The organism is Pseudomonas sp. WC1, assembly GCF_050586565.1.
In the GTDB taxonomy this organism is placed as follows: domain Bacteria; phylum Pseudomonadota; class Gammaproteobacteria; order Pseudomonadales; family Pseudomonadaceae; genus Aquipseudomonas.
In genome coordinates this window covers 1-25,768 of record NZ_JBOBDQ010000039.1, presented here as the reverse complement: position 1 = coordinate 25,768, position 25,768 = coordinate 1, and the positions used below count along the sequence as shown (strand labels likewise).

Annotated in this window: 27 protein-coding genes and 1 tRNA gene; 26 read left to right on the top strand and 2 right to left on the bottom strand. The window is 61.9% G+C overall.

Annotated elements, in window-relative coordinates; all coding sequences use genetic code 11:
• Positions 1-12: 12 nt before the first annotated feature.
• The 15 genes from rpsH (at position 13) to bfr (ending at position 9,134) form a co-directional block, all read left to right on the top strand.
• Positions 13-405 (top strand): 30S ribosomal protein S8, encoded by a 393-nt coding sequence (gene rpsH, locus ACQ4OD_RS17645; protein ID WP_046857345.1) that lies wholly within the window; start codon positions 13-15, stop codon positions 403-405.
• A gap of 12 nt (positions 406-417) precedes the next feature.
• Complete coding sequence (gene rplF / locus ACQ4OD_RS17640; RefSeq protein ID WP_046857344.1) at positions 418-951, top strand: 50S ribosomal protein L6; 534 nt, start codon at positions 418-420, stop codon at positions 949-951.
• Between the two features lie 10 nt (positions 952-961).
• Positions 962-1,312, top strand: a complete 351-nt coding sequence (gene rplR, locus ACQ4OD_RS17635) for a 50S ribosomal protein L18 (RefSeq protein ID WP_023629183.1) — start codon at positions 962-964, stop codon at positions 1,310-1,312.
• Between the two features lie 3 nt (positions 1,313-1,315).
• Complete coding sequence (gene rpsE / locus ACQ4OD_RS17630; RefSeq protein WP_046857343.1) at positions 1,316-1,816, top strand: 30S ribosomal protein S5; 501 nt, start codon at positions 1,316-1,318, stop codon at positions 1,814-1,816.
• A gap of 2 nt (positions 1,817-1,818) precedes the next feature.
• Complete coding sequence (gene rpmD, locus ACQ4OD_RS17625) at positions 1,819-1,995, top strand: 50S ribosomal protein L30 (protein ID WP_011531895.1); 177 nt, start codon at positions 1,819-1,821, stop codon at positions 1,993-1,995.
• A 3-nt stretch (positions 1,996-1,998) separates the two neighbouring features.
• A complete protein-coding gene (rplO, locus tag ACQ4OD_RS17620) occupies positions 1,999-2,433 on the top strand; it encodes a 50S ribosomal protein L15 (RefSeq protein ID WP_011531896.1) in 435 nt (144 codons plus the stop codon).
• Entirely contained in the window at positions 2,434-3,765 is a 1,332-nt protein-coding gene (gene secY / locus ACQ4OD_RS17615) for a preprotein translocase subunit SecY (protein WP_003257108.1), read from the top strand. It abuts the gene before it with no gap.
• Between the two features lie 30 nt (positions 3,766-3,795).
• Positions 3,796-3,912 carry a 50S ribosomal protein L36 gene (gene rpmJ, locus ACQ4OD_RS17610; protein WP_011531897.1) on the top strand — a complete coding sequence of 39 codons (117 nt, stop codon included), beginning with the start codon at positions 3,796-3,798 and terminating at the stop codon, positions 3,910-3,912.
• A gap of 131 nt (positions 3,913-4,043) precedes the next feature.
• Positions 4,044-4,400: a 30S ribosomal protein S13 gene (gene rpsM / locus ACQ4OD_RS17605; protein ID WP_003255457.1), complete on the top strand. Its 357-nt coding sequence runs from the start codon at positions 4,044-4,046 to the stop codon at positions 4,398-4,400.
• A gap of 18 nt (positions 4,401-4,418) precedes the next feature.
• Positions 4,419-4,808: a 30S ribosomal protein S11 gene (gene rpsK, locus ACQ4OD_RS17600; RefSeq protein WP_012270237.1), complete on the top strand. Its 390-nt coding sequence runs from the start codon at positions 4,419-4,421 to the stop codon at positions 4,806-4,808.
• 15 nt (positions 4,809-4,823) lie between these two features.
• On the top strand, positions 4,824-5,444 hold the full coding sequence (gene rpsD / locus ACQ4OD_RS17595; protein WP_023629185.1) for a 30S ribosomal protein S4: 621 nt from the start codon (positions 4,824-4,826) through the stop codon (positions 5,442-5,444).
• A gap of 22 nt (positions 5,445-5,466) precedes the next feature.
• Entirely contained in the window at positions 5,467-6,468 is a 1,002-nt protein-coding gene (locus ACQ4OD_RS17590; protein ID WP_003255452.1) for a DNA-directed RNA polymerase subunit alpha, read from the top strand.
• 42 nt (positions 6,469-6,510) lie between these two features.
• Positions 6,511-6,897: a 50S ribosomal protein L17 gene (gene rplQ, locus ACQ4OD_RS17585; protein WP_003255451.1), complete on the top strand. Its 387-nt coding sequence runs from the start codon at positions 6,511-6,513 to the stop codon at positions 6,895-6,897.
• A 170-nt stretch (positions 6,898-7,067) separates the two neighbouring features.
• Positions 7,068-8,507, top strand: coding sequence for a catalase (locus tag ACQ4OD_RS17580; RefSeq protein ID WP_139668117.1), 1,440 nt, complete (start codon positions 7,068-7,070; stop codon positions 8,505-8,507).
• Between the two features lie 162 nt (positions 8,508-8,669).
• Positions 8,670-9,134: a bacterioferritin gene (bfr, locus tag ACQ4OD_RS17575; protein ID WP_028690240.1), complete on the top strand. Its 465-nt coding sequence runs from the start codon at positions 8,670-8,672 to the stop codon at positions 9,132-9,134.
• A 73-nt stretch (positions 9,135-9,207) separates the two neighbouring features.
• On the opposite strand, the gene uvrA is transcribed toward bfr, so the two are convergent.
• Positions 9,208-12,042, bottom strand: a complete 2,835-nt coding sequence (gene uvrA / locus ACQ4OD_RS17570; protein WP_430944677.1) for an excinuclease ABC subunit UvrA — start codon at positions 12,040-12,042, stop codon at positions 9,208-9,210.
• A gap of 129 nt (positions 12,043-12,171) precedes the next feature.
• Between uvrA and ACQ4OD_RS17565 the strand changes: the two genes are divergently transcribed.
• Together ACQ4OD_RS17565 and ACQ4OD_RS17560 are read left to right on the top strand one after the other, a co-directional pair.
• Positions 12,172-13,566: an MFS transporter gene (locus ACQ4OD_RS17565; RefSeq protein WP_198754391.1), complete on the top strand. Its 1,395-nt coding sequence runs from the start codon at positions 12,172-12,174 to the stop codon at positions 13,564-13,566.
• Positions 13,567-13,575: 9 nt separating this feature from the next.
• Complete coding sequence (locus ACQ4OD_RS17560; protein WP_023629920.1) at positions 13,576-14,124, top strand: single-stranded DNA-binding protein; 549 nt, start codon at positions 13,576-13,578, stop codon at positions 14,122-14,124.
• Between the two features lie 88 nt (positions 14,125-14,212).
• Here ACQ4OD_RS17560 and ACQ4OD_RS17555 read toward each other — a convergent pair whose 3' ends face one another.
• Entirely contained in the window at positions 14,213-14,716 is a 504-nt protein-coding gene (locus tag ACQ4OD_RS17555; RefSeq protein ID WP_430944676.1) for a GlcG/HbpS family heme-binding protein, read from the bottom strand.
• 337 nt (positions 14,717-15,053) lie between these two features.
• Between ACQ4OD_RS17555 and ACQ4OD_RS17550 the strand changes: the two genes are divergently transcribed.
• From ACQ4OD_RS17550 to ACQ4OD_RS17510, 9 genes are all read left to right on the top strand, one after another.
• Positions 15,054-15,197 carry a hypothetical protein gene (locus tag ACQ4OD_RS17550; RefSeq protein ID WP_430944675.1) on the top strand — a complete coding sequence of 48 codons (144 nt, stop codon included), beginning with the start codon at positions 15,054-15,056 and terminating at the stop codon, positions 15,195-15,197.
• A 339-nt stretch (positions 15,198-15,536) separates the two neighbouring features.
• Positions 15,537-16,406 (top strand): DMT family transporter, encoded by an 870-nt coding sequence (locus ACQ4OD_RS17545; protein ID WP_430944674.1) that lies wholly within the window; start codon positions 15,537-15,539, stop codon positions 16,404-16,406.
• Between the two features lie 153 nt (positions 16,407-16,559).
• Positions 16,560-19,628: a formate dehydrogenase-N subunit alpha gene (gene fdnG / locus ACQ4OD_RS17540; RefSeq protein WP_430944673.1), complete on the top strand. Its 3,069-nt coding sequence runs from the start codon at positions 16,560-16,562 to the stop codon at positions 19,626-19,628.
• A complete protein-coding gene (gene fdxH / locus ACQ4OD_RS17535; RefSeq protein WP_038707246.1) occupies positions 19,628-20,578 on the top strand; it encodes a formate dehydrogenase subunit beta in 951 nt (316 codons plus the stop codon). Before fdnG ends, fdxH begins: the two co-directional genes overlap by 1 nt.
• A complete protein-coding gene (locus ACQ4OD_RS17530) occupies positions 20,575-21,231 on the top strand; it encodes a formate dehydrogenase subunit gamma (protein WP_102684367.1) in 657 nt (218 codons plus the stop codon). The genes fdxH and ACQ4OD_RS17530 overlap by 4 nt, the downstream gene beginning before the upstream one ends.
• Before the next feature lie 4 nt (positions 21,232-21,235).
• A complete protein-coding gene (gene fdhE, locus ACQ4OD_RS17525; protein ID WP_430944672.1) occupies positions 21,236-22,162 on the top strand; it encodes a formate dehydrogenase accessory protein FdhE in 927 nt (308 codons plus the stop codon).
• A gap of 153 nt (positions 22,163-22,315) precedes the next feature.
• Positions 22,316-23,743, top strand: a complete 1,428-nt coding sequence (gene selA, locus ACQ4OD_RS17520) for an L-seryl-tRNA(Sec) selenium transferase (protein WP_430944671.1) — start codon at positions 22,316-22,318, stop codon at positions 23,741-23,743.
• Entirely contained in the window at positions 23,740-25,662 is a 1,923-nt protein-coding gene (gene selB / locus ACQ4OD_RS17515) for a selenocysteine-specific translation elongation factor (protein ID WP_430944670.1), read from the top strand. The genes selA and selB overlap by 4 nt, the downstream gene beginning before the upstream one ends.
• Before the next feature lie 6 nt (positions 25,663-25,668).
• Positions 25,669-25,764, top strand: a tRNA-Sec gene (locus ACQ4OD_RS17510).
• Positions 25,765-25,768: the final 4 nt, after the last annotated feature.

Below are 25,768 nucleotides of genomic sequence, written 5' to 3'. Positions count from 1 at the left end.
AGCATCTAGCCCATGAGTATGCAGGACCCGTTAGCGGACATGCTAACTCGCATCCGTAATGCCCAGATGGCTGAAAAGTCTGTCGTAAGCATGCCTTCTTCTACCCTGAAGGTCGCGGTTGCCAAAGTACTGAAAGACGAAGGCTACATCGCTGGCTACGAAGTCAACGGCGAAGCCAAGCCTTCCCTGTCGATCGAGCTGAAGTACTTCGAAGGCCGTCCGGTCATCGAGGAACTGAAGCGTACCAGCCGTCCTGGCCTGCGCCAGTACAAGGCCGTCACTGAGCTGCCGAAAGTACGTGGCGGCCTGGGCGTGTCTATCGTCTCCACCAACAAAGGTGTGATGACTGACCGCGCTGCGCGCGCTGCCGGTGTCGGCGGCGAAGTTCTGTGCACAGTGTTCTAAGGGGAGATAGGCATGTCTCGCGTCGCTAAGAACCCCGTTAAGCTGCCAGCAGGCGTCGAAGTCAAATTCGCCGGCCAGCAGCTTTCGGTGAAGGGTGCCAAGGGCACTCTCGAACTGAACGTTCACTCGTCTGTTGAAGTTACCGAAGAGTCTGGTGAGCTGCGTTTCGTCGCTCGCAACGGTGACCAGCAAGCTCGCGCCATGGCCGGTACCACCCGCGCCCTGGTGAACAACATGGTCCAAGGCGTAAGCCAAGGCTTCGAGCGCAAGCTCCAGCTGGTCGGTGTTGGTTACAAAGCTCAGGCCAAAGGCACCGTCCTGAACCTGGCTCTGGGCTTCTCGCACCCAGTGGATTACGAACTGCCAGCCGGTATCACCGCTGAAACCCCAAGCCAGACCGACATCCTGATCAAGGGTATCGACAAGCAGCTGGTAGGTCAGGTGGCCGCTGAAGTCCGCGGTTTCCGTCCGCCAGAGCCTTACAAGGGCAAGGGTGTGCGTTACGCGGACGAAGTAGTCCGTCGTAAAGAAGCCAAGAAGAAGTAGGGCCTAGCAAATGACCGACAAAAAAGTTATTCGACTGCGTCGCGCTCGCAAAGCACGCCTGAAAATGCACGAGCTCGAAGCCGTGCGTCTGTGCGTGTTCCGCTCCTCGCAGCACATCTATGCCCAGGTCATTTCGGCCGACGGCAGCAAGGTTCTGGCAAGCGCCTCTACCTTGGACAAAGAACTGCGTGATGGCGCCACTGGCAACATCGACGCGGCCACTAAGGTTGGCAAGCTGGTAGCTGAGCGCGCGAAAGCCGCCGGTGTATCTCAAGTTGCCTTTGACCGTTCCGGCTTCAAGTACCATGGCCGCGTCAAAGCGCTGGCTGATGCTGCTCGTGAAGGCGGGCTGGAGTTCTAAGTTATGGCAAATAACGATCAAAAGCGCGACGAAGGCTACATCGAGAAGCTGGTTCAAGTTAACCGCGTAGCCAAAACCGTTAAAGGCGGCCGTATCTTCACCTTCACCGCGCTGACCGTGGTAGGTGATGGCAAGGGTCGTGTTGGCTTTGGCCGTGGCAAATCGCGCGAAGTACCTGCCGCGATCCAGAAAGCCATGGAAGCTGCTCGTCGCAACATGATTCAGGTTGACCTGAAGGGCACCACCCTGCAGTACGCCACCAAGGCCGCCCACGGCGCCTCGAAGGTCTACATGCAGCCTGCCTCGGAAGGTACCGGTATCATCGCCGGCGGCGCAATGCGTGCCGTCCTGGAAGTTGCTGGTGTTCAGAACGTCCTGGCCAAGTGCTACGGTTCGACCAACCCGGTGAACGTGGTTCACGCCACCTTCAAGGGTCTGAAAGCCATGCAATCCCCTGAGTCCATTGCTGCCAAGCGCGGCAAGACTGTTGAGGAGATCCGCTGATCATGGCAACCGTCAAAGTTACGCTGATCAAGAGCGTCTCGGGCCGCATCCCTAACCACAAGCTGTGCGTGAAGGGTCTGGGTCTGCGTCGTATCGGTCACACTGTAGAAGTCCAGGATACTCCCGAGAATCGCGGGATGATCAACAAGGCTTACTACATGCTGAAGGTCGAGGGTTAATCAATGAAACTCAATGATCTGAGTCCAGCGCCGGGTTCCCGTCGCGAGAAGCACCGTCCGGGCCGTGGTATCGGTAGCGGTCTGGGCAAGACTGGTGGCCGTGGTCACAAAGGTCAGACTTCCCGTTCCGGTGGCTCCATCGCTCCAGGCTTCGAAGGCGGTCAACAGCCGCTGCACCGTCGCCTGCCGAAGTTCGGCTTCGTTTCCCTGAAAGCCATGGACCGCGCCGAAGTGCGTCTGTCCGAGCTGGCCAAGGTGGAAGGCGATCTGATCACCGTTCAGTCCCTGAAGGACGCCAACGTGATCGGTCAGCACGTACAGCGTGTGAAAATCATGCTGTCGGGCGAAGTCACTCGCGCAGTCACCCTCAAGGGTATCGCCGTCACCAAAGGTGCACGTGCGGCTATCGAAGCAGCTGGCGGCAAGTTCGAGGAATAAATGGCTAAGCAAGGTGCTCTCTCTTCGCTCGGTAAGGGCGGGATGTCGGAACTCTGGGCTCGTCTGCGTTTTCTGTTCATGGCGATCATCGTCTATCGGATTGGCGCGCACATCCCGGTACCAGGCATTAACCCGGACCGTCTCGCGGATCTGTTCCGGCAGAATGAGGGGACCATTCTTAGCTTGTTCAACATGTTTTCCGGCGGCGCGCTGGAGCGCATGAGCATCTTTGCACTGGGGATCATGCCGTACATCTCGGCATCGATCATCATGCAGCTCATGACCGCTGTCAGCCCGCAGCTGGAGCAGTTGAAGAAGGAAGGTGAAGCTGGCCGTCGCAAGATCAGCCAGTACACCCGCTACGGCACCGTTATCCTGGCGCTGGTTCAAGCCATTGGCATGTCCATTGGCCTGGCCAACCAGGGCGTGGCGTTTTCTGTTGGCCTCGGCTTCCATGTCGTCGCCGTCTCCACCTTCGTGGCGGGCGCGATGTTCATGATGTGGCTGGGTGAGCAGATCACCGAGCGCGGTGTGGGCAACGGTATCTCGATGTTGATCTTCGCAGGTATCGTTGCCGGTCTTCCGAGAGCAATCGGGCAGTCTTTCGAGTCTGCACGCACAGGCGATATCAACATCTTCGCCCTGGTCGCAATCGGTTTGCTGGCAGTAGCGATTATCGGCTTCGTGGTGTTCATCGAGCGTGGTCAGCGTCGTATCGCCGTTCACTACGCCAAGCGTCAGCAGGGCCGCAAGGTCTTCGCTGCGCAGACCAGCCACCTGCCGCTGAAAGTGAACATGGCGGGCGTAATTCCGGCCATTTTCGCGAGCAGCATCTTGCTGTTCCCGGCTTCGCTGGGTGCCTGGTTCGGTCAGTCTGAAGGTATGGGCTGGCTGCAGGACATCTCGCAGTCGATCGCTCCTGGTCAGCCGTTGAACATTCTGCTGTTTAGTGCAGGGATCATTTTCTTCTGCTTCTTCTACACAGCGTTGATGTTCAACCCGAAAGACGTAGCGGAAAACCTGAAGAAGTCCGGTGCCTTTATTCCGGGTATCCGTCCTGGTGAGCAGTCGGCGCGCTACATTGATGGCGTTCTGACCCGTTTGACCATGTTCGGTGCTCTTTACATGATGGCCGTGTGCCTTCTGCCCCAGTTCCTGGTGGTAGCAGCAAACGTGCCGTTCTACCTTGGCGGGACCTCGTTGCTGATTGTGGTAGTGGTTGTGATGGACTTCATGTCCCAAGTACAATCGCACCTCGTTTCGCACCAGTACGAATCCCTGATGAAGAAAGCCAACCTGAAAGGCTACGGCGGCAGCGGTCTGCTGCGCTGATTTAGCCCCTTAAGGTTCGAGGAGTCGGTAATGAAAGTTCGTGCATCGGTGAAAAAGCTGTGCCGCAACTGCAAGATCATTCGTCGCGAAGGTATCGTGCGCGTGATCTGCAGCGCGGAACCGCGTCACAAGCAGCGCCAAGGCTGAGTGTGATCCGCGCTTCAAACCCAGCAGCTAGTGTGCTGCTGGGTTGATTATTCGTTTCTACAGCGATATTATCTCGCGCCCTATTTCTTGGCTTCCGGGGCGTAGGTAGCTGTCAATTGGAGTCCCACTGAATGGCCCGTATTGCAGGCGTCAACATTCCAGATAACAAGCATACTGTTATCTCGCTGACCTACATCTATGGTGTCGGTCGCACAACTGCACAGAAAATCTGTGCGGATGCTGGTGTAAACCCAGCCGCTAAGATCAAGGATCTGAGCGACGAGCAAATCGAAACCCTGCGTGGCGAAGTCGCGAAGTTCACCACCGAAGGTGACCTGCGCCGTGACATCAACATGAAGATCAAGCGCTTGATGGACCTGGGTTGCTACCGCGGCCTGCGTCATCGTAAAGGTCTGCCGGTTCGCGGTCAGCGCACCAAGACCAACGCACGCACCCGTAAGGGCCCGCGTAAGCCGATCCGCAAGTAATCGCCCAGGAATATAGACATGGCAAAACCTGCTGCTCGTCCTCGTAAAAAAATCAAAAAGACAGTGGTTGATGGCATCGCCCACATCCATGCGTCTTTCAACAACACCATCGTGACCATCACCGACCGTCAGGGCAACGCACTGTCCTGGGCTACTTCCGGTGGTTCGGGTTTCCGTGGTTCGCGCAAATCCACCCCGTTCGCAGCACAGATCGCTGCTGAGCGTGCTGGTCAAGCTGCGCTGGAATACGGTCTGAAGAACCTCGACGTGAACGTCAAGGGTCCAGGTCCAGGTCGTGAGTCCGCCGTTCGTGCACTGAACAGCTGCGGCTACAAGATCGCCAGCATCACCGACGTGACGCCAATCCCGCATAACGGGTGCCGTCCGCCGAAGAAGCGTCGCGTGTAATCAGGAGACAGATAAATGGCACGTTACATTGGTCCAAAATGCAAACTGTCTCGCCGTGAAGGCACTGACCTGTTCCTGAAGAGCGGCGTTCGCGCTCTGGAATCGAAGTGCAACATCGAAGCAGCCCCAGGTATCCACGGCCAGCGCCGTGGCCGTCAGTCCGACTACGGTACCCAGCTGCGCGAGAAACAAAAAGTCCGTCGTATCTACGGTGTTCTGGAGCGTCAGTTCCGCGGTTACTACCAAGCTGCTGCCTCGAAAAAAGGCGCAACCGGTGAGAACCTGCTGCAACTGCTCGAGTGCCGTCTGGATAACGTCGTTTACCGTATGGGCTTCGGCTCGACTCGTTCCGAGTCCCGTCAGCTGGTTTCGCACAAAGCGATCAGCGTCAACGGTAAGACTGTAAACATTCCATCCTACCAAGTTCGTCCGGGTGACGTGGTCTCGGTTCGCGAGAAGTCGCTGAACCAGCTGCGCATTGTTCAAGCCCTTGAACTGTGCGCCCAGCGTGGCCGCGTTGAGTGGGTTGATGTGGATGCTGCTAAAAAGTCGGGCGTTTTCAAGAACGTTCCTGCTCGCAGCGACCTGTCCGCCGACATCAACGAAAACCTGATTGTCGAGCTCTACTCCAAGTAAGGGCTAGAAAATAGGTGCATCCATGCAGATTTCGGTAAATGAGTTTCTGACACCCCGTCACATCGACGTGCAGGTTGTCAGTCCAACCCGCGCCAAGATCACGCTCGAGCCTCTCGAGCGTGGCTTCGGCCATACCCTGGGCAACGCGCTGCGCCGCATCCTGTTGTCCTCCATGCCTGGCTGTGCAGTAGTCGAGGCCGAGATCGATGGCGTACTCCACGAGTACTCCGCGATCGAAGGTGTACAGGAAGACGTCATTGAAATCCTGTTGAACCTGAAAGGCCTGGCTATCAAACTGCACGGTCGTGACGAAGTTACGCTGACCTTGTCGAAAAAGGGTTCGGGGGTGGTTACCGCTGCCGATATTCAGCTGGATCACGATGTCGAGATCGTCAACCCCGATCACGTAATCGCGAACCTGGCGTCCAACGGCGCCCTGAACATGAAGCTCACCGTAGCTCGTGGTCGCGGTTACGAGCCGGCCGACTCCCGTCAGACTGACGAAGACGAAAGCCGCAGCATTGGCCGTCTCCAGCTGGACGCCTCGTTCAGCCCGGTGCGTCGTATCGCCTACGTGGTCGAGAACGCCCGTGTTGAGCAGCGTACCAACCTGGACAAGCTGGTCATCGATCTGGAAACCAACGGTACCCTGGATCCTGAAGAGGCTATCCGTCGTGCCGCGACCATCCTGCAACAGCAGCTGGCCGCGTTCGTCGACCTCAAAGGTGACAGCGAGCCGGTTGTGGTCGAGCAGGAAGACGAGATCGATCCGATCCTGCTGCGCCCGGTTGACGACCTGGAACTGACTGTACGTTCGGCCAACTGCCTCAAGGCGGAGAACATCTACTACATCGGCGACCTGATTCAGCGTACCGAAGTAGAGCTGTTGAAGACTCCTAACCTGGGCAAGAAGTCCCTGACTGAAATCAAGGACGTCCTGGCCTCCCGTGGTCTGTCTCTCGGCATGCGCCTCGACAACTGGCCGCCTGCAAGCCTTAAGAAAGACGACAAGGCGACTGCCTGATCGTCGTAATCACCGAACGTTGTGTTTGGTAAGGAATGAATCATGCGTCATCGTAAAAGTGGACGTCACCTGAGCCGTACCAGCTCTCACCGCAAAGCTATGTTCCAGAACATGGCTGTGTCGCTGATCGAGCACGAGCTGATCAAAACCACCCTGCCGAAAGCCAAGGAACTGCGCCGCGTTGCCGAGCCGCTGATCACCCTGGCCAAGGAAGACAGCGTTGCCAACCGTCGTCTGGCCTTCGACCGTACCCGTTCGAAGTCCGCCGTTGGCAAACTGTTCAACGACCTGGGCAAGCGTTACGCCACCCGTCAGGGCGGCTACCTGCGTATCCTGAAGTGCGGTTTCCGCGCTGGCGACAACGCGCCTATGGCGTACGTCGAGCTGGTTGATCGTCCGGTCGGTGGTGCTGTAGAAGCTGCCGAGTAAGACGTTCTGTCTGCTACAAGAAACCGGGCCTAGGCCCGGTTTTTTGTTGTCTGGTGAATTGTTATTTTCTATTGATATAAGTCACTTAATGAATTTGTCCTTGTAACCTCGCTCGACAATACTCTCCTCAAGCCGATTAGCCGGCAATTCAAGACCGATCAGGAGAGCCCATGAGCAAGATTCTCACTACCGCCAGCGGTGCACCCGTAGCCGACAACCAGAACTCCCGTTCCGCAGGCCCTCGTGGCCCGCTGCTGCTCGACGACTTCCACCTGCTCGAGAAGCTTGCCCACTTCAACCGCGAGAACATCCCGGAGCGTCGCGTGCACGCCAAGGGCTCCGGCGCCTACGGTACCTTCACCGTCACCCGCGATATCACCGAGCTCACCAGTGCCAAGCTGTTCGACAGCATCGGCAAGCAGACCGAAACGTTCCTGCGGTTCTCCACCGTGGGCGGCGAACGCGGCTCTGCGGATACCGAACGCGACCCGCGTGGTTTTGCGGTTAAGTTCTACACCGAGGAAGGCAACTGGGACATTGTTGGCAACAACACACCTGTGTTCTTCATTCGCGACCCGCTGAAGTTCCCTGACTTCATCCACACCCAGAAGCGCCACCCGCAGACCAACCTGAAGAACGCGCAAATGATGTGGGACTTCTGGTCGCATTCGCCCGAGGCACTGCACCAGGTCACCATCCTGTTCTCCGATCGCGGCATTCCCGATGGCTACCGCCACATGCACGGCTTCGGCAGCCACACCTACAGCCTGATCAACGCCCAGGGCGAGCGGAGCTGGGTCAAATGGCACTTCAAGACCCAGCAAGGCATCAAGAACCTGGCGCCGGCTGATGCCGCCCGTCTGGCCGGGAGCGACCCGGACTACGCCCAGCGTGACCTGTTCGAGGCCATCGAGCGCGGCGATTTCCCGCGTTGGACCGTGTGCATCCAGGTGATGAGCGAGGCCGAGGCGGCCAGCCGTGACGAAAACCCGTTCGATGTAACCAAGACCTGGTCGCAGAAGGACTACCCGTTGATCGAAGTCGGTGTGCTGGAGCTCAACCGCAACCCGCTCAACTACTTCGCCGAGGTTGAGCAGGCGGCGTTCGGGCCCAGCAACATGGTCCCCGGGGTTGGCCTGTCGCCAGACCGCATGCTGCAGGGGCGTGTGTTCGCCTATGCCGATGCGCATCGCTACCGCGTAGGCACCAACCACCAGCAACTGCCGGTCAATGCGCCGCGCAGCCCGGTGAACAGCTACCAACGCGACGGCTCCATGGCCATCGGCGCATACGGCGGCGCTCCTAACTACGAGCCCAACAGCCATGCAAGCGCGCCGAAGCAATCGCCGCGGCATGCCGAGCCCGCACTGGCCCTGAACGGCTCGGCGGATCGTTACGATCACCGTGAGGACAACGATTACTACAGCCACGCCGGGGCACTGTTCCGTCTGATGAGCGATGAGCAGAAGGCGCTGTTGATCAACAACATCGCCGGGACCATGGCCGGTGTCAGCGACGATGTCATCCAGCGTCAGCTGCAGTACTTCTACAAGGCTGATCCGGCCTACGGCGAAGGGATTGCCAAGGCATTGGGCGTGAATCTCGGCTAAGTCGAAGTGATAAGAAGAACCGCCCTCATTTGGGCGGTTTTTCAATGAATATCACTACTGTTTAGCCGATTTTTTGCTTCTAATTGCGCGTTTTTCAGTGACCGCGAGCAAAACCTGGTTCACACTAGCCCTATTGACGTATTCACACGGAGAAGCAGGGCGATGCAAGGTCACCCGGACGTAATCAACTATCTCGTCACGTTGCTGAAGGGCGAACTGGCAGCACGCGATCAGTACTTCATTCACTCGCGCATGTACGAAGACTGGGGCCTGACCAAGCTCTATGAACGTATCAACCACGAGATGGAAGAAGAGACGCAGCACGCCGATGCCCTGATGCGCCGTATCCTCATGCTCGAAGGTACTCCGGACATGCGCGCCGACGACCTGGAAGTGGGCAGCACCGTGCCGGAGATGATCGAGGCCGACCTCAAGCTCGAGTACAAGGTACGTGCCGCGCTGTGCAAGGGCATCGAGCTGTGCGAACTGCACAAGGACTACATCAGCCGCGACATCCTGCGCGCGCAGCTGGCCGACACCGAAGAAGATCATACCTACTGGCTGGAGAAGCAGCAGGGTCTGATCAAGGCGATCGGCCTGGAGAACTACCTGCAGTCGCAGATGTAAGTTTATCCACAGCTCTACGAAAAAGCCCCTGGCACCGACGGTACTAGGGGCTTTTTCATGTCAGCGACTCCACTCAGGCCCGGTCACGCTCCAGCAGTGGCTTGAGGTAGTGGCCGGTGTACGACTGCTTCATCTTGCTCAGCTCTTCTGGCGTGCCACAGGCAATGATCTGGCCGCCTTTGGACCCACCTTCCGGCCCCAAATCCACCAGCCAGTCGGCGGTCTTGATCACATCCAGGTTGTGCTCGATGACCACCACGGTGTTGCCGTGGTCACGCAGGCGGTGCAGCACGTCCAGCAGTTGCTGGATATCGGCGAAGTGCAGGCCGGTGGTCGGCTCGTCGAGGATGTACAGGGTCTTGCCTGTGTCGCGCTTGGACAGCTCGCGGGACAGCTTGACCCGCTGCGCTTCGCCGCCCGACAGCGTGGTCGCCGATTGCCCCAGCTTGATGTACGACAGGCCCACATCCATCAGGGTCTGCAGCTTGCGCGCCAGGGCCGGCACCGCGTCGAAGAACTCGCGGGCATCCTCGATGGTCATTTCCAGCACCTCGTGGATGTTCTTGCCCTTGTACTTGATCTCCAGGGTTTCGCGGTTGTAGCGCTTGCTCTTGCACACGTCGCACGGCACGTAGATGTCCGGCAGGAAGTGCATCTCCACCTTGATCAGGCCGTCGCCCTGGCAGGCCTCGCAGCGCCCACCCTTGACGTTGAACGAGAAGCGCCCTGGGCCGTATCCGCGCGAACGCGATTCCGGCACGCCAGCGAACAGCTCGCGGATCGGCGTGAAGATGCCGGTGTAGGTAGCCGGGTTCGACCGTGGCGTACGGCCGATCGGGCTCTGGTCGATATCGACCACCTTGTCCAGGTGCTGCAGGCCATCGACGCTGGCGTGCGGCGCCGCTTCCAGGCTGCTTGCCCCGTTTAGCGCAGTGGCGGCCAGGGGGAACAGGGTGTTGTTGATCAGCGTCGATTTGCCCGAGCCGGACACACCGGTCACGCAGGTCAGCAGGCCGATCGGCACTTCCAGGTCGACGTTCTGCAGGTTGTTGCCGCGCGCGCCCTTGAGTTTGAGCGACAGCTTCTTGTTGCGCGGGGTGCGCTTGGCCGGCACGACGATCTTCTTGCGTCCGGACAGGTATTTGCCAGTCAGCGAGTCGGGATGCGCCATCACCTCCTCGGGTGAGCCCTCGGCGACGATCTGCCCGCCATGCACGCCAGCGCCCGGGCCGATGTCCACCACGTAGTCGGCCAGGCGGATGGCGTCCTCGTCGTGCTCGACCACGATCACCGTGTTACCCAGGTCGCGCAGGTGGTTGAGCGTTGCCAGCAAGCGGTCGTTATCCCGCTGGTGCAGGCCGATCGAGGGCTCGTCGAGGATGTACATCACGCCCACCAGGCCTGCGCCGATCTGGCTGGCCAGGCGGATACGCTGGGCCTCGCCGCCAGACAGGGTATCGGCGCTGCGGTCCAGGGTCAGATAGTCGAGGCCGACGTTGACCAGGAACTGCAGGCGTTCGCAGATTTCCTTGAGAATCTTCGCCGCGATCTCGCCACGGCGGCCGGTGAGGCTCAGCGCGCTGAAGTAATTGCTGGCTTCGCCGATCGGCAGGTTGGTCACTGCCGGCAGGGTCTTCTCACCCACCCAGACGTGGCGCGCTTCGCGGCGCAGGCGGGTGCCGCGGCAATCAGGGCAGGGCTGGGTGCCGAGGAACTTGGCCAGCTCTTCACGCACGGTGGCCGACTCGGTCTCGCGATAGCGACGCTCAAGGTTCGGCACGATGCCTTCGAATGGGTGCGAGCGCTTTACGATGTCGCCACGGTCGTTGAGGTACTTGAAGTCGACACTCTGCTTGCCACTGCCTTGCAGGATGACCTTCTGGTGCTCGGCGGACAGCTCGCCGAATGGTTCTTCCAGGCTGAAGCCGTAATGCGCGGCCAGCGAGCCGAGCATCTGGAAGTAATAGACGTTGCGTCGGTCCCAACCGCGAATCGCGCCTTCGGCCAAGGTCAGCTCGGCGTTGACCAGGCGTTTGGTGTCGAAGAACTGCTTCACCCCCAGGCCATCGCAGGTCGGGCAGGCGCCAGCTGGGTTGTTGAAGGAGAACAGCTTCGGCTCCAGCTCGCTGATCGCATGGCCGCACACCGGGCAGGCGAAGCGCGCCGAGAAGATCACTTCTCCGCCTTCCTCGTCGTCCATCGGCGCCACCAGGGCGATGCCGTCGGCCAGCTTGAGCGCGGTCTCGAAGGACTCGGCCAGGCGCTGCTGCAGGTCGGCGCGGACCTTGAAGCGGTCTACCACCACATCAATGCTGTGTTTCTTCTGTTTGTCGAGCTTGGGCAACTCGTCGAGCTCGTAGAGCTTGCCGTTGACCCGGGCGCGCACGAAGCCCTGGGCGCGCAGTTCGTCGAACACCGCCAGGTGCTCGCCCTTGCGCTCGCGGATCACCGGCGCCAACAGCATCAGCTTGCTGCCTTCGGGCTTTTCCAGCACCAGGTCGACCATCTGGCTGATCGTTTGCGCCTCAAGCGGGATGTCATGGTCCGGGCAGCGTGGGGTGCCGACGCGGGCATAGAGCAGGCGCAGGTAGTCGTAGATCTCGGTGATGGTGCCGACGGTCGAGCGCGGGTTGTGCGAGGTCGACTTCTGCTCGATGGAGATGGCCGGCGACAATCCTTCGATGGTGTCGACGTCGGGTTTTTCCATCATCGACAGGAACTGCCGGGCATAGGCCGACAGCGACTCGACATAGCGGCGCTGGCCTTCGGCGTACAGCGTGTCGAACGCCAGCGAGGACTTGCCGGACCCGGACAGGCCGGTGATCACGATCAGTTTGTCCCGGGGCAGGGTCAGGTCGATGTTCTTCAGGTTGTGGGTACGCGCCCCACGGATCAGGATCTTGTCCACTACGGCCTCGCTCGGCGGGCATAAACAAAGCAGTATACGGCGCGCTGCCAGTACGCGGCAAAGCGTCGCGTATATGCCGTCAAGGCGTCGGACTGATAGAATCGCCGCCGGTTCACACGAGGTTAATCCATGCACGACACCCACAACGAGCGCATGAGTGGCAGCGAAACCCGCGCCGCGAGCGGCCTGGCCCTGGTCTTTGCCTTTCGTATGCTGGGCATGTTCATGGTGCTGCCGGTGCTCGCCACCTACGGCATGGACCTGGCCGGCGCCACGCCTGCACTGATCGGCCTGGCCATCGGCGCCTATGGTCTGACGCAAGCGGTGCTGCAGATTCCGTTCGGGGTGATTTCCGACCGCATCGGTCGCCGGCCAGTGATCTATGTGGGGCTGGTGATCTTCGCCCTGGGCAGTGTGCTGGCGGCCCAGGCCGACTCGATCTGGGGGGTTATCGCCGGGCGCATCCTGCAGGGCGCGGGGGCGATTTCCGCGGCGGTCATGGCGCTGTTGTCCGACCTGACCCGCGAACAGCACCGGACCAAGGCCATGGCCATGATCGGCATGAGCATCGGCTTGTCGTTCGCCGTGGCGATGGTGGTCGGCCCGCTGTTGACCCGCGCCTTTGGTTTGTCAGGATTGTTCCTGGCCACTGCAGGACTTGCCCTGGTCGGCATCGCGCTGATCGCCTTCGTCGTGCCCAGCTCGCACAGTGTGCTGAGTCATCGCGAGTCCGGTGTCGCCCGTCAGGCCCTCGGCCCGACCCTGCGCAATCCGGACCTTCTACGCCTGGACATCAGTATTTTCGTGCTGCACGCGATCCTGATGGCCAGCTTCGTGGCGCTGCCGCTGGCCTTCGTCGAGCGCGGCGGGCTGCCCAAGGAGCAGCACTGGTGGGTGTACCTGACCGCGCTGCTGGTTTCATTTTTTGCAATGATCCCCTTCATCATCTACGGGGAAAAGAAGCGCAAGATGAAACGCGTGTTGCTCGGCGCGGTCAGTGTCCTGCTGCTGGTGGAGGTGTTCTTCTGGCAGTGGGCTGACAACTTGCGCGGACTGGTGATCGGCACCGTGGTATTCTTTACTGCATTCAACCTGCTGGAGGCATCCTTGCCTTCGCTGGTCAGCAAGGTGTCGCCTGCCGGCGGCAAGGGCACGGCGATGGGGGTGTACTCCACCAGCCAGTTCCTTGGCGCGGCACTGGGTGGCATCCTCGGTGGCTGGTTGTTCCAGCACGGTGGCTTGAGCATGGTGTTCCTCGGCTGCGCTGGCTTGTGCGCCTTCTGGCTGCTGACGGCGTTGCGCATGAACGAGCCGCCGTACGTGACCAGCCTGCGCATGCCGCTGACGCCGGAAGCGGTCCGGGAAGCCGGGCTGACCGAGCGCCTGATGGCCGTGCCGGGTGTGACCGACGCTGTGGTGGTGGCAGAAGAAGCCGCCATCTATATCAAACTGGATACGAAAATTTTGGACCGTGCGACCCTCGAGCGTCTGGTGAACCCAGCCTCTTCGGCGTGCGAAGCCTAGGAGAACGTTATGGCCCGTGGGGTTAACAAAGTCATTCTGGTCGGTACTTGCGGTCAGGATCCCGAAGTCCGCTACCTGCCCAACGGTAACGCCGTGACCAACCTGAGCCTGGCCACCAGCGAGCAGTGGACCGACAAGCAGTCGGGCCAGAAGGTCGAGCGCACCGAGTGGCACCGTGTCTCGCTGTTCGGCAAGGTCGCCGAAATCGCCGGCGAATACCTGCGCAAGGGTTCGCAGTGCTACATCGAGGGCAAGCTGCAGACCCGCGAGTGGGAAAAGGACGGCATCAAGCGCTACACCACCGAGATCATCGTCGACATCAACGGCACCATGCAGCTGCTCGGCGGTCGTCCGCAGGGCCAGCAGGGCGGTGGCGACCAGTACAACCAGGGTGGTGGCAACAACTACAACCAGGGCGGTCAGCAGCAACAGTACAATCAGGCCCCACGCCAGCAGGCCCAGCGCCCGCAACAAGCGCCGCAGCGCCCCGCGCCGCAACAGCCGGCTCCGCAGCCTGCCGCTGACTTCGACAGCTTCGACGACGATATTCCGTTCTGATCCTTTCCTGTGGGCACTAGGTGCCACAGGAGAACGGAGCTGTGACAAGAAACCCGCTTCAGGCATGAAGCGGGTTTCTTTTTGCCAGTCAGTTTTCTTCGAGCGCCGCCTGGGCAAATTGTGCATCAAGCTCTGGTGTTGCTCCGCTGACGCCTATACCGCCGACATGCCTGCCGTTCACATCCATGATTGGCAACCCGCCTTCCAGCAAAGTGAAACCGGGCAGCGAAGCGTAGGGATTGGCTGGCAACCCAGCGCTGCGTTCACCCAGTGAACGGGATGAAAGTGGAAAGCGCGCAGATGTAGCGGCTTTGAGCTGCGCTACCTGGACACTACCGCTGCTGGTGCCGTCCATGCGGTGGAAATGCTTCAGGTTGCCGTGGTTGTCGACGATGCTGATGACGATGGCGAAGCCTTGGGCACGGGCGGCACGTTCAGCGGCATTAGCGATGGCGCGTGCTTGTTCGGCGGTGACTTGAGGCGCGGCGCCACTGTCCAGAGAGGCTGCCACGGTGAGGGAGGGGAGTATCGCGGCGCCGAGCAGAAGGCTGCCGAGTGAGCTTTTCACGTTCATGATAAATACCTCGTCCATGTGTACTACCAACCTAGCAAGCAAGTTACAGCACTTGGTGTAAGGCCTTTCCTAATGTTGTGTAGGGTATTTTTCTCTGCTGCTGCTTGCGCCATCTCATCCTGTTTAAAGGTGACCGCTCAGCTACTCGGCGATTAAGCACCGTCACTCTGGTAGTTTTGTGTGTTTCCAAGGGGTGAGATTGATTTGAGATGTTGGTTTGGCATTTTGAAATGCATGGTGGATAAGCGAAATATTTAGTGGATAGCAATGTAGGACTGTTCTGAATTTACTTTTTGGGGTGGCCAGGATAGAGGCGTGGTTTAAGCTATTGGACTTTCGCAGCTGGGGTGTAAAGATGAGCGCTGAAGATAAGCAGAAAATCGACATACAGTTGAACTCTATTCCCGGAGACTATTGCGTAGAGGGTTTGGAAGACGCCTACGCCACCTATCTTGAGGGTGAGGCAGGTGATAAGGCTTACAAAGGCTGGGTTGTTTGATCCAACGGTATGATAGTCGCGGCAGTAGGTGTTGTGACGCTGATCTTCGGGCCGGAAACCATTACATATGATCGGGGAATTGGGCCGAGTCTAATTAAATATGTACAGAATTATCCGGGCTCTATTACAGCTATTGGCAACTTTATAGTTGTGGTAGGCATTTAAGATGATCTGCCTTGCAGGCAGGCCTGATAAAGGGTAATTATAGCCATGCAGTCGAACTCTGATTGCGATGCAGTACCTTGCCATTGCCGATTCAAGACTGCCCTTAAGTACCTGAACTTTAATTGGGGAGAAGCGATGGCTATCGTCACACCCCTTCCATTCAGGAATTGAGACATGGATGTACTAATGGGACTGCTGGCTGCCGCACTCTGGGGGGCCACCGACTTTCTGGTTGGCATGAATGCCCGGGCGGTCGGCGTAAGGCGGGCGGTATTCTTCGGGCAGTTGTTGGGCCTGTTGTTGATGGGGCTCATCATTGCCGGATCTTCTCAGCAGCTCACCAAGATGGTCGCGGCCCCGACAAGCGTGCTGCTGTTCGCCTGTATGGCGGCACTGTGTACCCTGATCGGCGCATTGGCGCTTTCGAAGGCGTTCGCGATCGGCCAGACATCGGTGGTGGCGCCGTTGGTGACTGCCTATGGCGTGTTCACCACGCTGCTGGCGTGGTTGGGCGGCGAGGTGCTGGGCACCTGGCAGATCTTCGGATTGCTGACCTGCTTTCTGGGCGTGGTCCTGGCCAGCCGTGAGGCAAAGGGCGGCAGTGGGCAAGCGCCTGCGGGCAGTCGTCTGTCAGTCGGTTTCGCCCTGCTGGCCGCGCTGCTGTATGGCATCAGCTTCTGGGTCCAGGGAAAATACGTATTACCGGTGCTGGGGCCAGTGAACATGCTGGCGCTCGGCTATGGGGTGGGGGTTCTGTTCCTGCTGCCCGCAGCGCTGCGAATGTTTCGAGGCCTGATTACGGTCAGGCTCAAGACCTGGGGGACCTTGTGTGGTGCCAGTCTTTTCAATCTGGGAGGTTTCTCGGCGTTTTCCTGGGGCGCGCTGCATGGCTCGATCGCAGTCGTTACGGTGATCAGCACCTTGTCCGGAGGCATTGCCGCCATTCTTGGCTTCCTGTTCTACCGCGAGCGTCTGTCCCTGCTACAGGTCGTCGGGGTGGCCCTGGTGCTGGCGGGCGCTGTACTTCTGCACCTGTATGAATAAGGTGGCGATTTACTTACAACCTGATCCATATCACCCCACTTCCCAGATTCTTGACTAGGCTTAACAGTTGGCGGTCTCTACCCACCGCCACCGTGAAGTCCCTGAGGCGCCGGCCAAGTCCCGTGCGCCCGAGAACCTGATCAGGAGTGCACGATGGACCTCAACCGTCGGCAATTCTTCAAGGTCGCCGCCGTCGGCCTTGGAGGCTCGAGCCTCGCGGCGTTGGGCATGGCCCCGACACCGGCATTCGCCGAGCAGATACGCCACTTCAAGCTGGCGCATACCAAGGAAACCCGTAACACCTGCCCCTACTGCTCGGTCGGCTGCGGCCTGATCATGTACAGCCAGGGTGACACGGGCAAGAACGTCAAACAGAACATCATCCATATCGAGGGCGACGCGGACCATCCGGTCAACCGCGGCACCCTATGCCCGAAAGGCGCGGGCCTGCTGGACTTTATCCACAGCCCGAGCCGCCTGCAGTACCCTGAGGTGCGCAAGCCGGGCAGCAACGAGTGGACCCGCATCGAGTGGGACGAAGCCCTCGACCGCATCGCCGACCTGATGAAACAGGACCGCGACGCCAACTTCATCGAGAAGAATGCCCAGGGCCAGACGGTCAACCGCTGGCTCACCACCGGATTCCTCGCCGCGTCTGCCGCTTCCAGCGAAGCGGGCTACCTGACGCACAAGGTGGTCCGTGCGACCGGCATGCTGGGGTTCGATAACCAGGCGCGTGTCTGACACGGCCCGACGGTGGCAAGTCTTGCCCCGACGTATGGCCGTGGCGCGATGACCAATCACTGGTCCGATATCGCCAACGCAAACCTGGTCCTGGTGATGGGCGGCAACGCCGCTGAAGCGCACCCGTGCGGCTTCAAGTGGGTGACCGAAGCCAAGGCGCACAACAAGGCGCGGCTGATCGTGGTCGACCCGCGGTTCACCCGTACCGCCTCGGTGGCCGATTACTACGCGCCGATCCGTACCGGCAGCGACATCGCCTTCATGGGCGGGCTGATCAACTACCTGCTGAGCAACGACAAGATCCAGCACGAGTACGTGCGCAATTACACCGATGTGTCGTTCATCGTCAAAGAGAGCTATGGCTTCGAGGACGGGCTGTTCAGCGGCTACGACGCGGCCAAGCGCGTGTATGCCGACAAGTCCGGCTGGGGCTATGAGCTGGGCGAGGACGGCTTCGCCAAGGTCGATCCGACCCTGCAGCACCCGCGTTGCGTCTATCAGCTGATGAAGCAGCACTACAGCCGCTACACGCCGGAACTGGCGAGCATGACCTGTGGCATGCCCCAGGACCAGATGATGAAAGTCTGGGAAGAGATCGCCACCTGTTCGGTGCCGGGCAAGACCATGACGATCCTCTATGCCCTGGGCTGGACCCAGCACTCGATCGGCGCGCAGATCATCCGCAGCGCGGCGATGGTGCAGTTGCTGCTGGGCAACGTCGGCATGCCCGGTGGCGGGGTCAACGCCCTGCGCGGACACTCCAACATCCAGGGCCTGACCGACCTGGGCCTGCTGTCGAACTCGCTGCCGGGCTACCTCACGCTGGCCGGCGACGCCGAGCAGGACTACGCCAGCTACATCGACAAGCGTGCCTCCAAACCGCTGCGCCCCGGGCAGCTGTCGTATTGGCAGAACTACGGCAAGTTCCACGTCAGCCTGATGAAGGCCTGGTACGGCGCCAATGCCACGGCGGAGAACAACTGGGGCTATGACTGGCTGCCCAAGCTCGACGTACCGGCCTACGACGTGCTGCGCATGTTCGAGATGATGGGCCAGGGCAAGGTCAACGGCTACATGTGCCAGGGCTTCAACCCGATCGCCGCGTTGCCGGACAAGAACCGCGTCACCGCCGCGCTGGCCAAGCTCAAGTGGCTGGTGATCATGGACCCGCTGGCTACCGAAACGTCCGAGTTCTGGCGCAACGCCGGCCCGTTCAACGACGTCGACACGGCCAACATCCAGACCGAGGTGATCCGCCTGCCCACCACCTGCTTCGCCGAAGAGGACGGTTCGCTGGTCAACAGCAGCCGCTGGCTGCAGTGGCACTGGAAGGGCGCCGATGGCCCGGGCCAGACCCGTACCGACGTGCACATCATGAGCGAGCTGTTCCTGCGCCTGCGCAAGCGCTATCAGGCCGAGGGCGGCGCCTATCCGGACCCACTGCTCAACATCAGCTGGCCGTACAAGGTCCCTGAGGAGCCATCCCCCGAAGAGCTGGCCAAGGAGATGAACGGCTGGGCGGTCAGTGATCTCACCGATGCCAGCGGCGCGATGCTCAAGGCTGGGCAACAGCTCGCCGGCTTCGCGCAGTTGAAGGATGACGGCAGCACCGCGTCGGGCTGCTGGATCTTCGCCGGCAGCTGGACCGAGCAGGGCAACCAGATGGCCCGTCGTGACAACAGCGATCCCTATGGCATGCACCAGGTGCAGAACTGGGCCTGGGCCTGGCCGGCCAACCGCCGCATCCTCTACAACCGCGCCTCCAGCGACCCGCAAGGCAAGCCATGGGACCCGGAGAAGAAGCGCCTGGTGTGGTGGAACGGCAAGGCCTGGACCGGCACCGACGTGCCCGACTTCAAGGTCGACTCGCCGCCGGAAGCGGGGATGAATCCGTTCATCATGAACCCCGAGGGTGTGGCGCGCTTCTTCGCCATCGACAAGATGGCCGAGGGCCCGTTCCCCGAGCATTACGAACCTTTCGAGACACCGATCGGCATCAACCCGCTGCACCCGCAGAACAAGAAGGCCACCAGCAACCCGGCCGGGCGGATCTTCGATTCGGTGTGGGACACCTTGGGTACCCACGACGAGTTCCCGTACGCCGCGACCACCTACCGGCTGACCGAGCATTTCCACTTCTGGAGCAAGCATTGCCGGCTCAACGCCATCGCCCAGCCCGAGCAGTTCGTCGAGATCGGCGAGGTGCTGGCGAACGAGAAGGGCATCAAGGCCGGTGACCGGGTAAGGGTGTCGAGCAAGCGCGGGCACATTGATGCGGTGGCGGTGGTGACCAAGCGGATCCGTCCGCTGCAGGTCAACAACCAGACCGTGCACCAGATCGGCATCCCGCTGCACTGGGGCTTCACCGGCGCCACGCGGCACGGCTACCTGACCAACACCCTGGTGCCGTTCCTCGGGGATGGCAACACGCAGACGCCGGAGTCCAAGTCGTTCCTCGTCAAAGTGGAGAAACTCTGATGGCCAGCCAAGACATCATTGCCCGCTCGGCCACCACCACCGTGCCGCCCTCGGTACGCCAGCAGCAGGAAGTCGCCAAGCTGATCGACACCACCAAGTGCATCGGCTGCAAGGCCTGCCAGGTGGCGTGTTCGGAGTGGAACGAACTGCGTGACGAGGTTGGCCACAACCATGGCACCTACGACAACCCCCAGGACCTCAGTGCCGAAACCTGGACCCTGATGCGCTTCACCGAGCACGAGCGCGACGACGGCAACCTGGAGTGGCTGATCCGCAAGGATGGCTGCATGCACTGCGCCGATCCGGGTTGTCTGAAAGCGTGCCCGAGCCCGGGCGCGATCATCAAGCATGCCAACGGTATCGTCGACTTCAACCAGGACCACTGCATCGGTTGCGGCTACTGCATCACCGGCTGCCCGTTCAACATCCCGCGCATTTCGCAGAAGGATCACAAGGCGTACAAGTGCACCCTGTGTTCCGACCGCGTGAGCGTGGGCCTGGAGCCGGCCTGCGTGAAGACCTGCCCGACCGGGGCGATCGTCTTCGGCAGCAAGGAGGAGATGAAGGTGCACGCCGACGAGCGCATCGTCGACCTGAAGTCGCGGGGCTACGACAACGCCGGGTTGTACGACCCGGACGGTGTCGGCGGCACCCACGTGATGTACGTGCTGCACCATGCCGACACGCCGCGGATCTACGCCGGTCTGCCGGACCAACCGGTGATCAGCCCGCTGGTCGGGCTGTGGAAGGGCTTCAGCAAGCCGCTGGCGCTGCTGGCCATGGGCGCGGCGGTGCTGGCCGGGTTCTTCCACTACGTACGTGTCGGCCCGCAGCGGGTCGAGGAAGACGAGCATCCGGCACCTGTGGATAACGATGTCCACCAGGTGGACCCGGCGGTGCATGTCTATGATCCGAACCGCCCGGGCGGGCAGGGGGAGCAGCGGCCATGAACGACAACAAGCCTATCCTGCGCTACAACGCCAACGAGCGGAGCAACCACTGGATCGTCGCGATCCTGTTCGTGCTGGCCGGCCTGTCGGGGCTGGCGCTGTTCCACCCGGCGCTATTCTGGCTCAGCCACCTGTTCGGCGGTGGGCCGTGGACACGGATCCTCCACCCGTTCATCGGCGTGGCGATGTTCGTGTTCTTCCTGGGCCTGGTGCTGCGCTTCTGGCGCGCCAACTTCATCACCGCCAACGACCGCCTGTGGTTGCGCCGCATCGACCGGGTGATGCTCAACAAGGAGGAGGGCGTGCCGCCGATCGGCAAGTACAACGCCGGGCAGAAGCTGCTGTTCTGGACCTTGCTGGCGTGCATGCTGGTGCTGCTGGTCAGCGGCGTGGTGATCTGGCGAGCCTGGTTCAGCCATTACTTTGATATCGGTGCTATCCGACTGGCGACCTTGCTGCATGCCCTGGCGGCGTTCGTGCTGATCCTGAGCATCATCGTGCACATCTACGCCGGGATCTGGATCAAGGGCTCGATCGGCGCGATGCTGCATGGCTGGGTCAGCCGCGCCTGGGCGCGCAAGCACCATGAACTGTGGTACCGGGAAGTCACCGGCGACAAGACGCCGCACAATCACGGTAGAAAAGAAGGATGAGCGTTTGAGCACGATTCTCGAACCCGGGCAGATCGAAGCGTCGGCGGTAATGCCGCCGTTCCTGCATCTGCCGCCCGCCAATCTGTTCGCAGTGCGGGCCGCGCGCCTGGAGCACCTGGCCGAGGGCAATGCCCTTGGCGAGTATCTGCATCTGGTCGCGCGCCTGTGCCGGATCCAGCAGCAGCTTGTGGATAACCCGCCCGGTGGCTTGCCGGTAGCCGAGGAGCGTCAGCGCCTGTGCATAAGTCATGGCCTGCCACCCCTGGCATCGGACGGCCTGGTGCGCGAAGGGCAGTGGCTGGTGTGGCTGCAAGCGCTGCTCGATCACTTCGAGCCGGCGCCCGAAGGGCCACTGGCAGCGGCGCTGGGCAGCCTGCGCGAGAGCGGTGACGAACAGCGCAAGGGCTGGGCCATCGCGCTGCTCGGTGGCCAGTACGACGCCGTACCGGCGGCCTTGGTGCCCTTCCTGGGCGCGGCGTTGCAGGCCGCCTGGTCGAGTTGGTTGCTGACGCTGCCAGAGCCTGAGCTCAAGCCCGCTGGCAGCCTGGCCCAGTGCCCGGCCTGCGGCTCGCCGGCCATGGCCGGTGTGGTGCGCAATCGCGGCAAGCACAACGGCCTGCGCTACCTGGCCTGTTCGCTGTGTGCCTGCGAATGGCATGTGGTGCGGGTCAAGTGCGTGTACTGCGAGTCGAGCAAGGGCCTGCGCTACAGCAGCCTCGAGGATGACCGCCATGCGCCGGGCAAGGCACCGCTGCGCGCCGAGTGCTGTCCGGGGTGCCAGGGCTACCTGAAGCAGAGCTACCTGGAGAACGACGCGGCGGCCGAGCCGTTGGCCGATGACCTGGCGAGCCTGGCGCTGGATATGCGGCTGGACGAGGAGGGCTTTCATCGGCTGGCGCCGAACCTTATGTTGGCACCGGGTGGTGGGTGAGTGTCTACACTTCGCTATCGAGTTGCCCCCATCGCCGGCAAGCCGGCTCCCACAGGTACAGCGCAAGCCTCGAGTCTGGCGCTGGAGCTGTGGGAGCTGGCTTGCCAGCGATAGGGCCCGAACAGACAACGGATCAGTCACAGGTAGTACCGCATGTCTCCAAGCCCCGCCAGCGACACCCCACGCTTGCCCTCCATCGACACCCTGCTGCGCCATCCGGCCTGCCAGCCGCTGCTCGACCGTCATGGCCGCGACGCTACTCTGGCCACCCTGCGCCAGCTCCTCGACGACCTGCGCGAACCAGCTCGCCTGGGTCAGCTTGGCGCCGTGGAACTGAGCGCCGACGTCCTGCTCGGGCGCACGGGCGAGCGCCTGGCCATCCAGCAGCGCAGCCAGGTGCGCCGGGTCTTCAACCTCACCGGTACGGTGCTGCACACCAACCTCGGCCGCGCCCTGCTGCCGGAGGAGGCGGTGGAGGCGATGCAGGTCGCCGCCCGCTATCCGCTGAACCTGGAGTTCGACCTGGCCACCGGCAAGCGGGGTGACCGCGACGACCTGATCGAAGGCCTGATCCGCGAGCTGACCGGCGCCGAAGCCGTCACCGTGGTCAACAACAATGCCGCCGCCGTGCTGCTGGCGCTCAACAGCCTGGGCGCACGCAAGGAGGGCATCATCTCCCGCGGCGAGTTGATCGAGATCGGCGGTGCGTTCCGCATCCCCGACATCATGGCCCGCGCCGGGGTGAAGCTGCACGAGATCGGCACCACCAACCGCACCCACGCCCGCGACTACGAAGGCGCGATCAACCCGCGCACAGGGCTGCTGATGCGCGTGCATTGCAGCAACTACAGCATCCAGGGCTTCACCACCCAGGTACCCACCGCCGAGCTGGCGCGCATCGCCCACGATCATCAGTTGCCGCTGCTCGAAGACCTGGGCAGCGGCAGCCTGCTTGACCTGACCCGCTGGGGCCTTCCGGCCGAGCCGACGGTGCGCCAGGCGCTGGCCGACGGCGCCGACATCGTCACCTTCAGCGGCGACAAGCTGTTGGGCGGCCCGCAGGCGGGGATCATCGTCGGGCGCAAGGAACTGATCGCGAAGATCAAGAAGAACCCGCTCAAGCGTGCCCTGCGGGTCGACAAGATCACCCTTGCCGCGCTGGAGGCGGTGATGCAGCTCTATCGCAACCCCGATCGCCTGGCCGAACGCCTGCCCAGCCTGCGCCTGCTGACCCGTGCGCAAGCCGAGATCGCCGCCCAGGCCGAGCGCCTGGCGCCCGAGTTGGCTGCTCGTCTCGGCGCGCAATGGGTGGTGAGCGTCGAGCCGGCACTGGGCATGATCGGCAGCGGCAGCCAGCCGGTGGCGCGGCTGCCCAGCGCGGCGCTGTGCCTGCGCCCGCAGGTGTCGAAGAAACTGCGCGGGCGCAGCCTGCATGTGCTCGAGCGTGCGTTGCGCGACCTGCCGGTGCCGGTGCTCGGTCGTATCGACGACGATGCCCTGTGGCTTGACTTGCGCCAGCTGGACGACGAGGCCCAGTGGCTGGCGCAACTGCCGGCGTTGCAACTGGGGGCGGTGCAGTGATTGTCGGGACTGCCGGCCACATCGACCATGGCAAGACCGCGCTGCTCCAGGCCCTGACCGGCCAGGCCGGCGACACCCGCCGGGAGGAGCGCGACCGGGGCATGACCATCGACCTCGGCTATCGCTACGCGGCGCTGGCGCAAGGGGCGCCGCTGACAGGCTTCATCGATGTGCCGGGCCACGAGCGGTTTATCCACAATATGCTGGCCGGTGCCCATGGCATCGACCTGGTACTGCTGGTGGTGGCCGCCGACGATGGGGTGATGCCGCAGACCCGTGAGCACCTCTCGATCATCGAGTTGCTGGGGATTCCCCAGGCGCTGGTGGTGATCAGCAAGTGCGACCGGGTCGAGCCGTCGCGGTTGAGTGAAGTCCGGGCCCAGATCATCGAACTGCTCGCGCCCGGCCCCTACGCCGGGGCCAGGCAGTTTGCGGTTTCGAGCCTGTCCGGCGAGGGCATCGACGCCCTGCGCGAGGCTTTGCTGGCGGCTGAAGCGCATGTTCGCCAGCGCAGCGTGCGTGGCGGTTTCCGTCTGGCGGTAGACCGAGCTTTCGCGGTTTCCGGAGCGGGAGTCGTGGTCACCGGCACGGCGCTGGCCGGGCAGGTCAGCGTCGGCGATACCTTGCTGCTCGGCAAGGCCGGCAAAGCGGTGCGGGTGCGTGGCCTGCATGCCCAGAACCAGGCAGCCCTGGTCGCCGCAGCCGGGCAGCGGGTGGCCTTGAACATCAGCGCGGAAAAGCTCTCGGCCGAGCAGGTGCATCGTGGCGACTGGCTTGTGCCGGAGTGGCTGCATGCGCCCAGCGTGCGGGTCGATATCGACTTCACCCTGCTGCCGGGTGAAACCCGCGCCTTCGAGCATTTCAGCGCAGTGCACGTGCACCTGGGCACACAGGATGTCACCGCCCGGGTTGCCTTGCTCGAAGGTGAGCGGCTCGCCGCCGGCCAGCGCATGTTTGCCCAGTTGCTGCTCAATGCCCCGCTGCAGGCGGTGCATGGGGATCGTCTGGTGCTGCGTGACCAACGCGCCCAGCGCACGCTGGGTGGTGGGCGTGTGCTCGACCCGTTCGCCCCGAGCCGGCAACGGCGCAGCGAAGCGCGCTTGCGTCAGTTGCAGGTGCTGCGCGACGCCGACAATCTCGAGCAAGCGTTGTCGGCCCTGCTCGAGGCGGCCCCCGGCGGTCTCGAGCCCCGGCGTCTGGAGCGCCAGTTCAACCGCCTGCGCGAGAGCTGGCAGTTGCCGGATTCGGTGCTGGTGATTGCCACCCGTCAAGGGCAGCTGTTATTCGATCACTTACAGTGGCAGGCACTCAAGCGACAGGTGCTGGAGCGTCTGGCGCAGTTCCATGCGCAAGAGCCCGACCAGCTTGGCCCGGACCGGGACCGCTTGCGCCGCTTTACCGCCTTGCCATTGGAGCGCCCCGCGTTTGTCAGCTTGCTCGATGAGCTGCTGGGCGCAGGTGCGATCAGCAGCAGCGGCCCCTGGTTGCACCTGCCGGACCACCGGGTCCAGTTGAGCGACGCGGACAGCGCATTGTGGGAGCGTCTGTTGCCGCGCTTGTTGGCAGGTGAGTTCGACCCGCCCTGGGTACGGACCCTGGCCGGCGAGGAGGGTTGCGAAGAGGCTGATGTCCGGCTGTTGTTGCGCAAGCTGGCCCGGTTGGGCCTGGTGCATCAGGTGGTGCGTGACCTGTTCTACCCGGAGACGACGCTCAGGCGCATGGCAGAGCTGCTGTTGCGCCAGGCTGCGACTTCGCCGATAGTGCAGGTCGCGGCGTTTCGCGATGGTTTGGCCATCGGTCGCAAGCGCAGTGTGCAGATACTCGAGTACTTCGACCGCATCGGCCTGACTCGACGGGTCGGTGACCTGCGGCAGGTTCGTGCCGACAGCGCCCTGGCCCAACCGCAACACGGGCCCTGATTTCAAGGAAGGCAATCGCGCCCGGTGGCGCGGCCGGGCTTCAAACCCGGTTGGGGACGGCAGCCGTTCCCGGGCAGGTTCGACTCCCGCTGCCTTCCGCCACTTT

Excerpts from the sequence above, each read along its gene's own strand:
- rplF (WP_046857344.1), top strand. The coding sequence starts at position 418 with ATGTCTCGCGTCGCTAAGAACCCCGTTAAGCTGCCAGCAGGCGTCGAA.
- rpsH (WP_046857345.1), top strand. The coding sequence starts at position 13 with ATGAGTATGCAGGACCCGTTAGCGGACATGCTAACTCGCATCCGTAAT.
- rpsE (WP_046857343.1), top strand. The coding sequence starts at position 1,316 with ATGGCAAATAACGATCAAAAGCGCGACGAAGGCTACATCGAGAAGCTG.
- ACQ4OD_RS17545 (WP_430944674.1), top strand. The coding sequence starts at position 15,537 with ATGGATGTACTAATGGGACTGCTGGCTGCCGCACTCTGGGGGGCCACC.
- fdxH (WP_038707246.1), top strand. The coding sequence starts at position 19,628 with ATGGCCAGCCAAGACATCATTGCCCGCTCGGCCACCACCACCGTGCCG.
- rplQ (WP_003255451.1), top strand. The coding sequence starts at position 6,511 with ATGCGTCATCGTAAAAGTGGACGTCACCTGAGCCGTACCAGCTCTCAC.
- rplO (WP_011531896.1), top strand. The coding sequence starts at position 1,999 with ATGAAACTCAATGATCTGAGTCCAGCGCCGGGTTCCCGTCGCGAGAAG.
- rpsM (WP_003255457.1), top strand. The coding sequence starts at position 4,044 with ATGGCCCGTATTGCAGGCGTCAACATTCCAGATAACAAGCATACTGTT.
- ACQ4OD_RS17550 (WP_430944675.1), top strand. The coding sequence starts at position 15,054 with ATGAGCGCTGAAGATAAGCAGAAAATCGACATACAGTTGAACTCTATT.
- rpmJ (WP_011531897.1), top strand. The coding sequence starts at position 3,796 with ATGAAAGTTCGTGCATCGGTGAAAAAGCTGTGCCGCAACTGCAAGATC.
- ACQ4OD_RS17530 (WP_102684367.1), top strand. The coding sequence starts at position 20,575 with ATGAACGACAACAAGCCTATCCTGCGCTACAACGCCAACGAGCGGAGC.
- ACQ4OD_RS17565 (WP_198754391.1), top strand. The coding sequence starts at position 12,172 with ATGCACGACACCCACAACGAGCGCATGAGTGGCAGCGAAACCCGCGCC.
- selA (WP_430944671.1), top strand. The coding sequence starts at position 22,316 with ATGTCTCCAAGCCCCGCCAGCGACACCCCACGCTTGCCCTCCATCGAC.
- ACQ4OD_RS17580 (WP_139668117.1), top strand. The coding sequence starts at position 7,068 with ATGAGCAAGATTCTCACTACCGCCAGCGGTGCACCCGTAGCCGACAAC.
- ACQ4OD_RS17560 (WP_023629920.1), top strand. The coding sequence starts at position 13,576 with ATGGCCCGTGGGGTTAACAAAGTCATTCTGGTCGGTACTTGCGGTCAG.
- secY (WP_003257108.1), top strand. The coding sequence starts at position 2,434 with ATGGCTAAGCAAGGTGCTCTCTCTTCGCTCGGTAAGGGCGGGATGTCG.
- bfr (WP_028690240.1), top strand. The coding sequence starts at position 8,670 with ATGCAAGGTCACCCGGACGTAATCAACTATCTCGTCACGTTGCTGAAG.
- rpsK (WP_012270237.1), top strand. The coding sequence starts at position 4,419 with ATGGCAAAACCTGCTGCTCGTCCTCGTAAAAAAATCAAAAAGACAGTG.
- ACQ4OD_RS17555 (WP_430944676.1), bottom strand. The coding sequence starts at position 14,716 with ATGGACGAGGTATTTATCATGAACGTGAAAAGCTCACTCGGCAGCCTT.
- rplR (WP_023629183.1), top strand. The coding sequence starts at position 962 with ATGACCGACAAAAAAGTTATTCGACTGCGTCGCGCTCGCAAAGCACGC.
- ACQ4OD_RS17590 (WP_003255452.1), top strand. The coding sequence starts at position 5,467 with ATGCAGATTTCGGTAAATGAGTTTCTGACACCCCGTCACATCGACGTG.
- rpsD (WP_023629185.1), top strand. The coding sequence starts at position 4,824 with ATGGCACGTTACATTGGTCCAAAATGCAAACTGTCTCGCCGTGAAGGC.
- rpmD (WP_011531895.1), top strand. The coding sequence starts at position 1,819 with ATGGCAACCGTCAAAGTTACGCTGATCAAGAGCGTCTCGGGCCGCATC.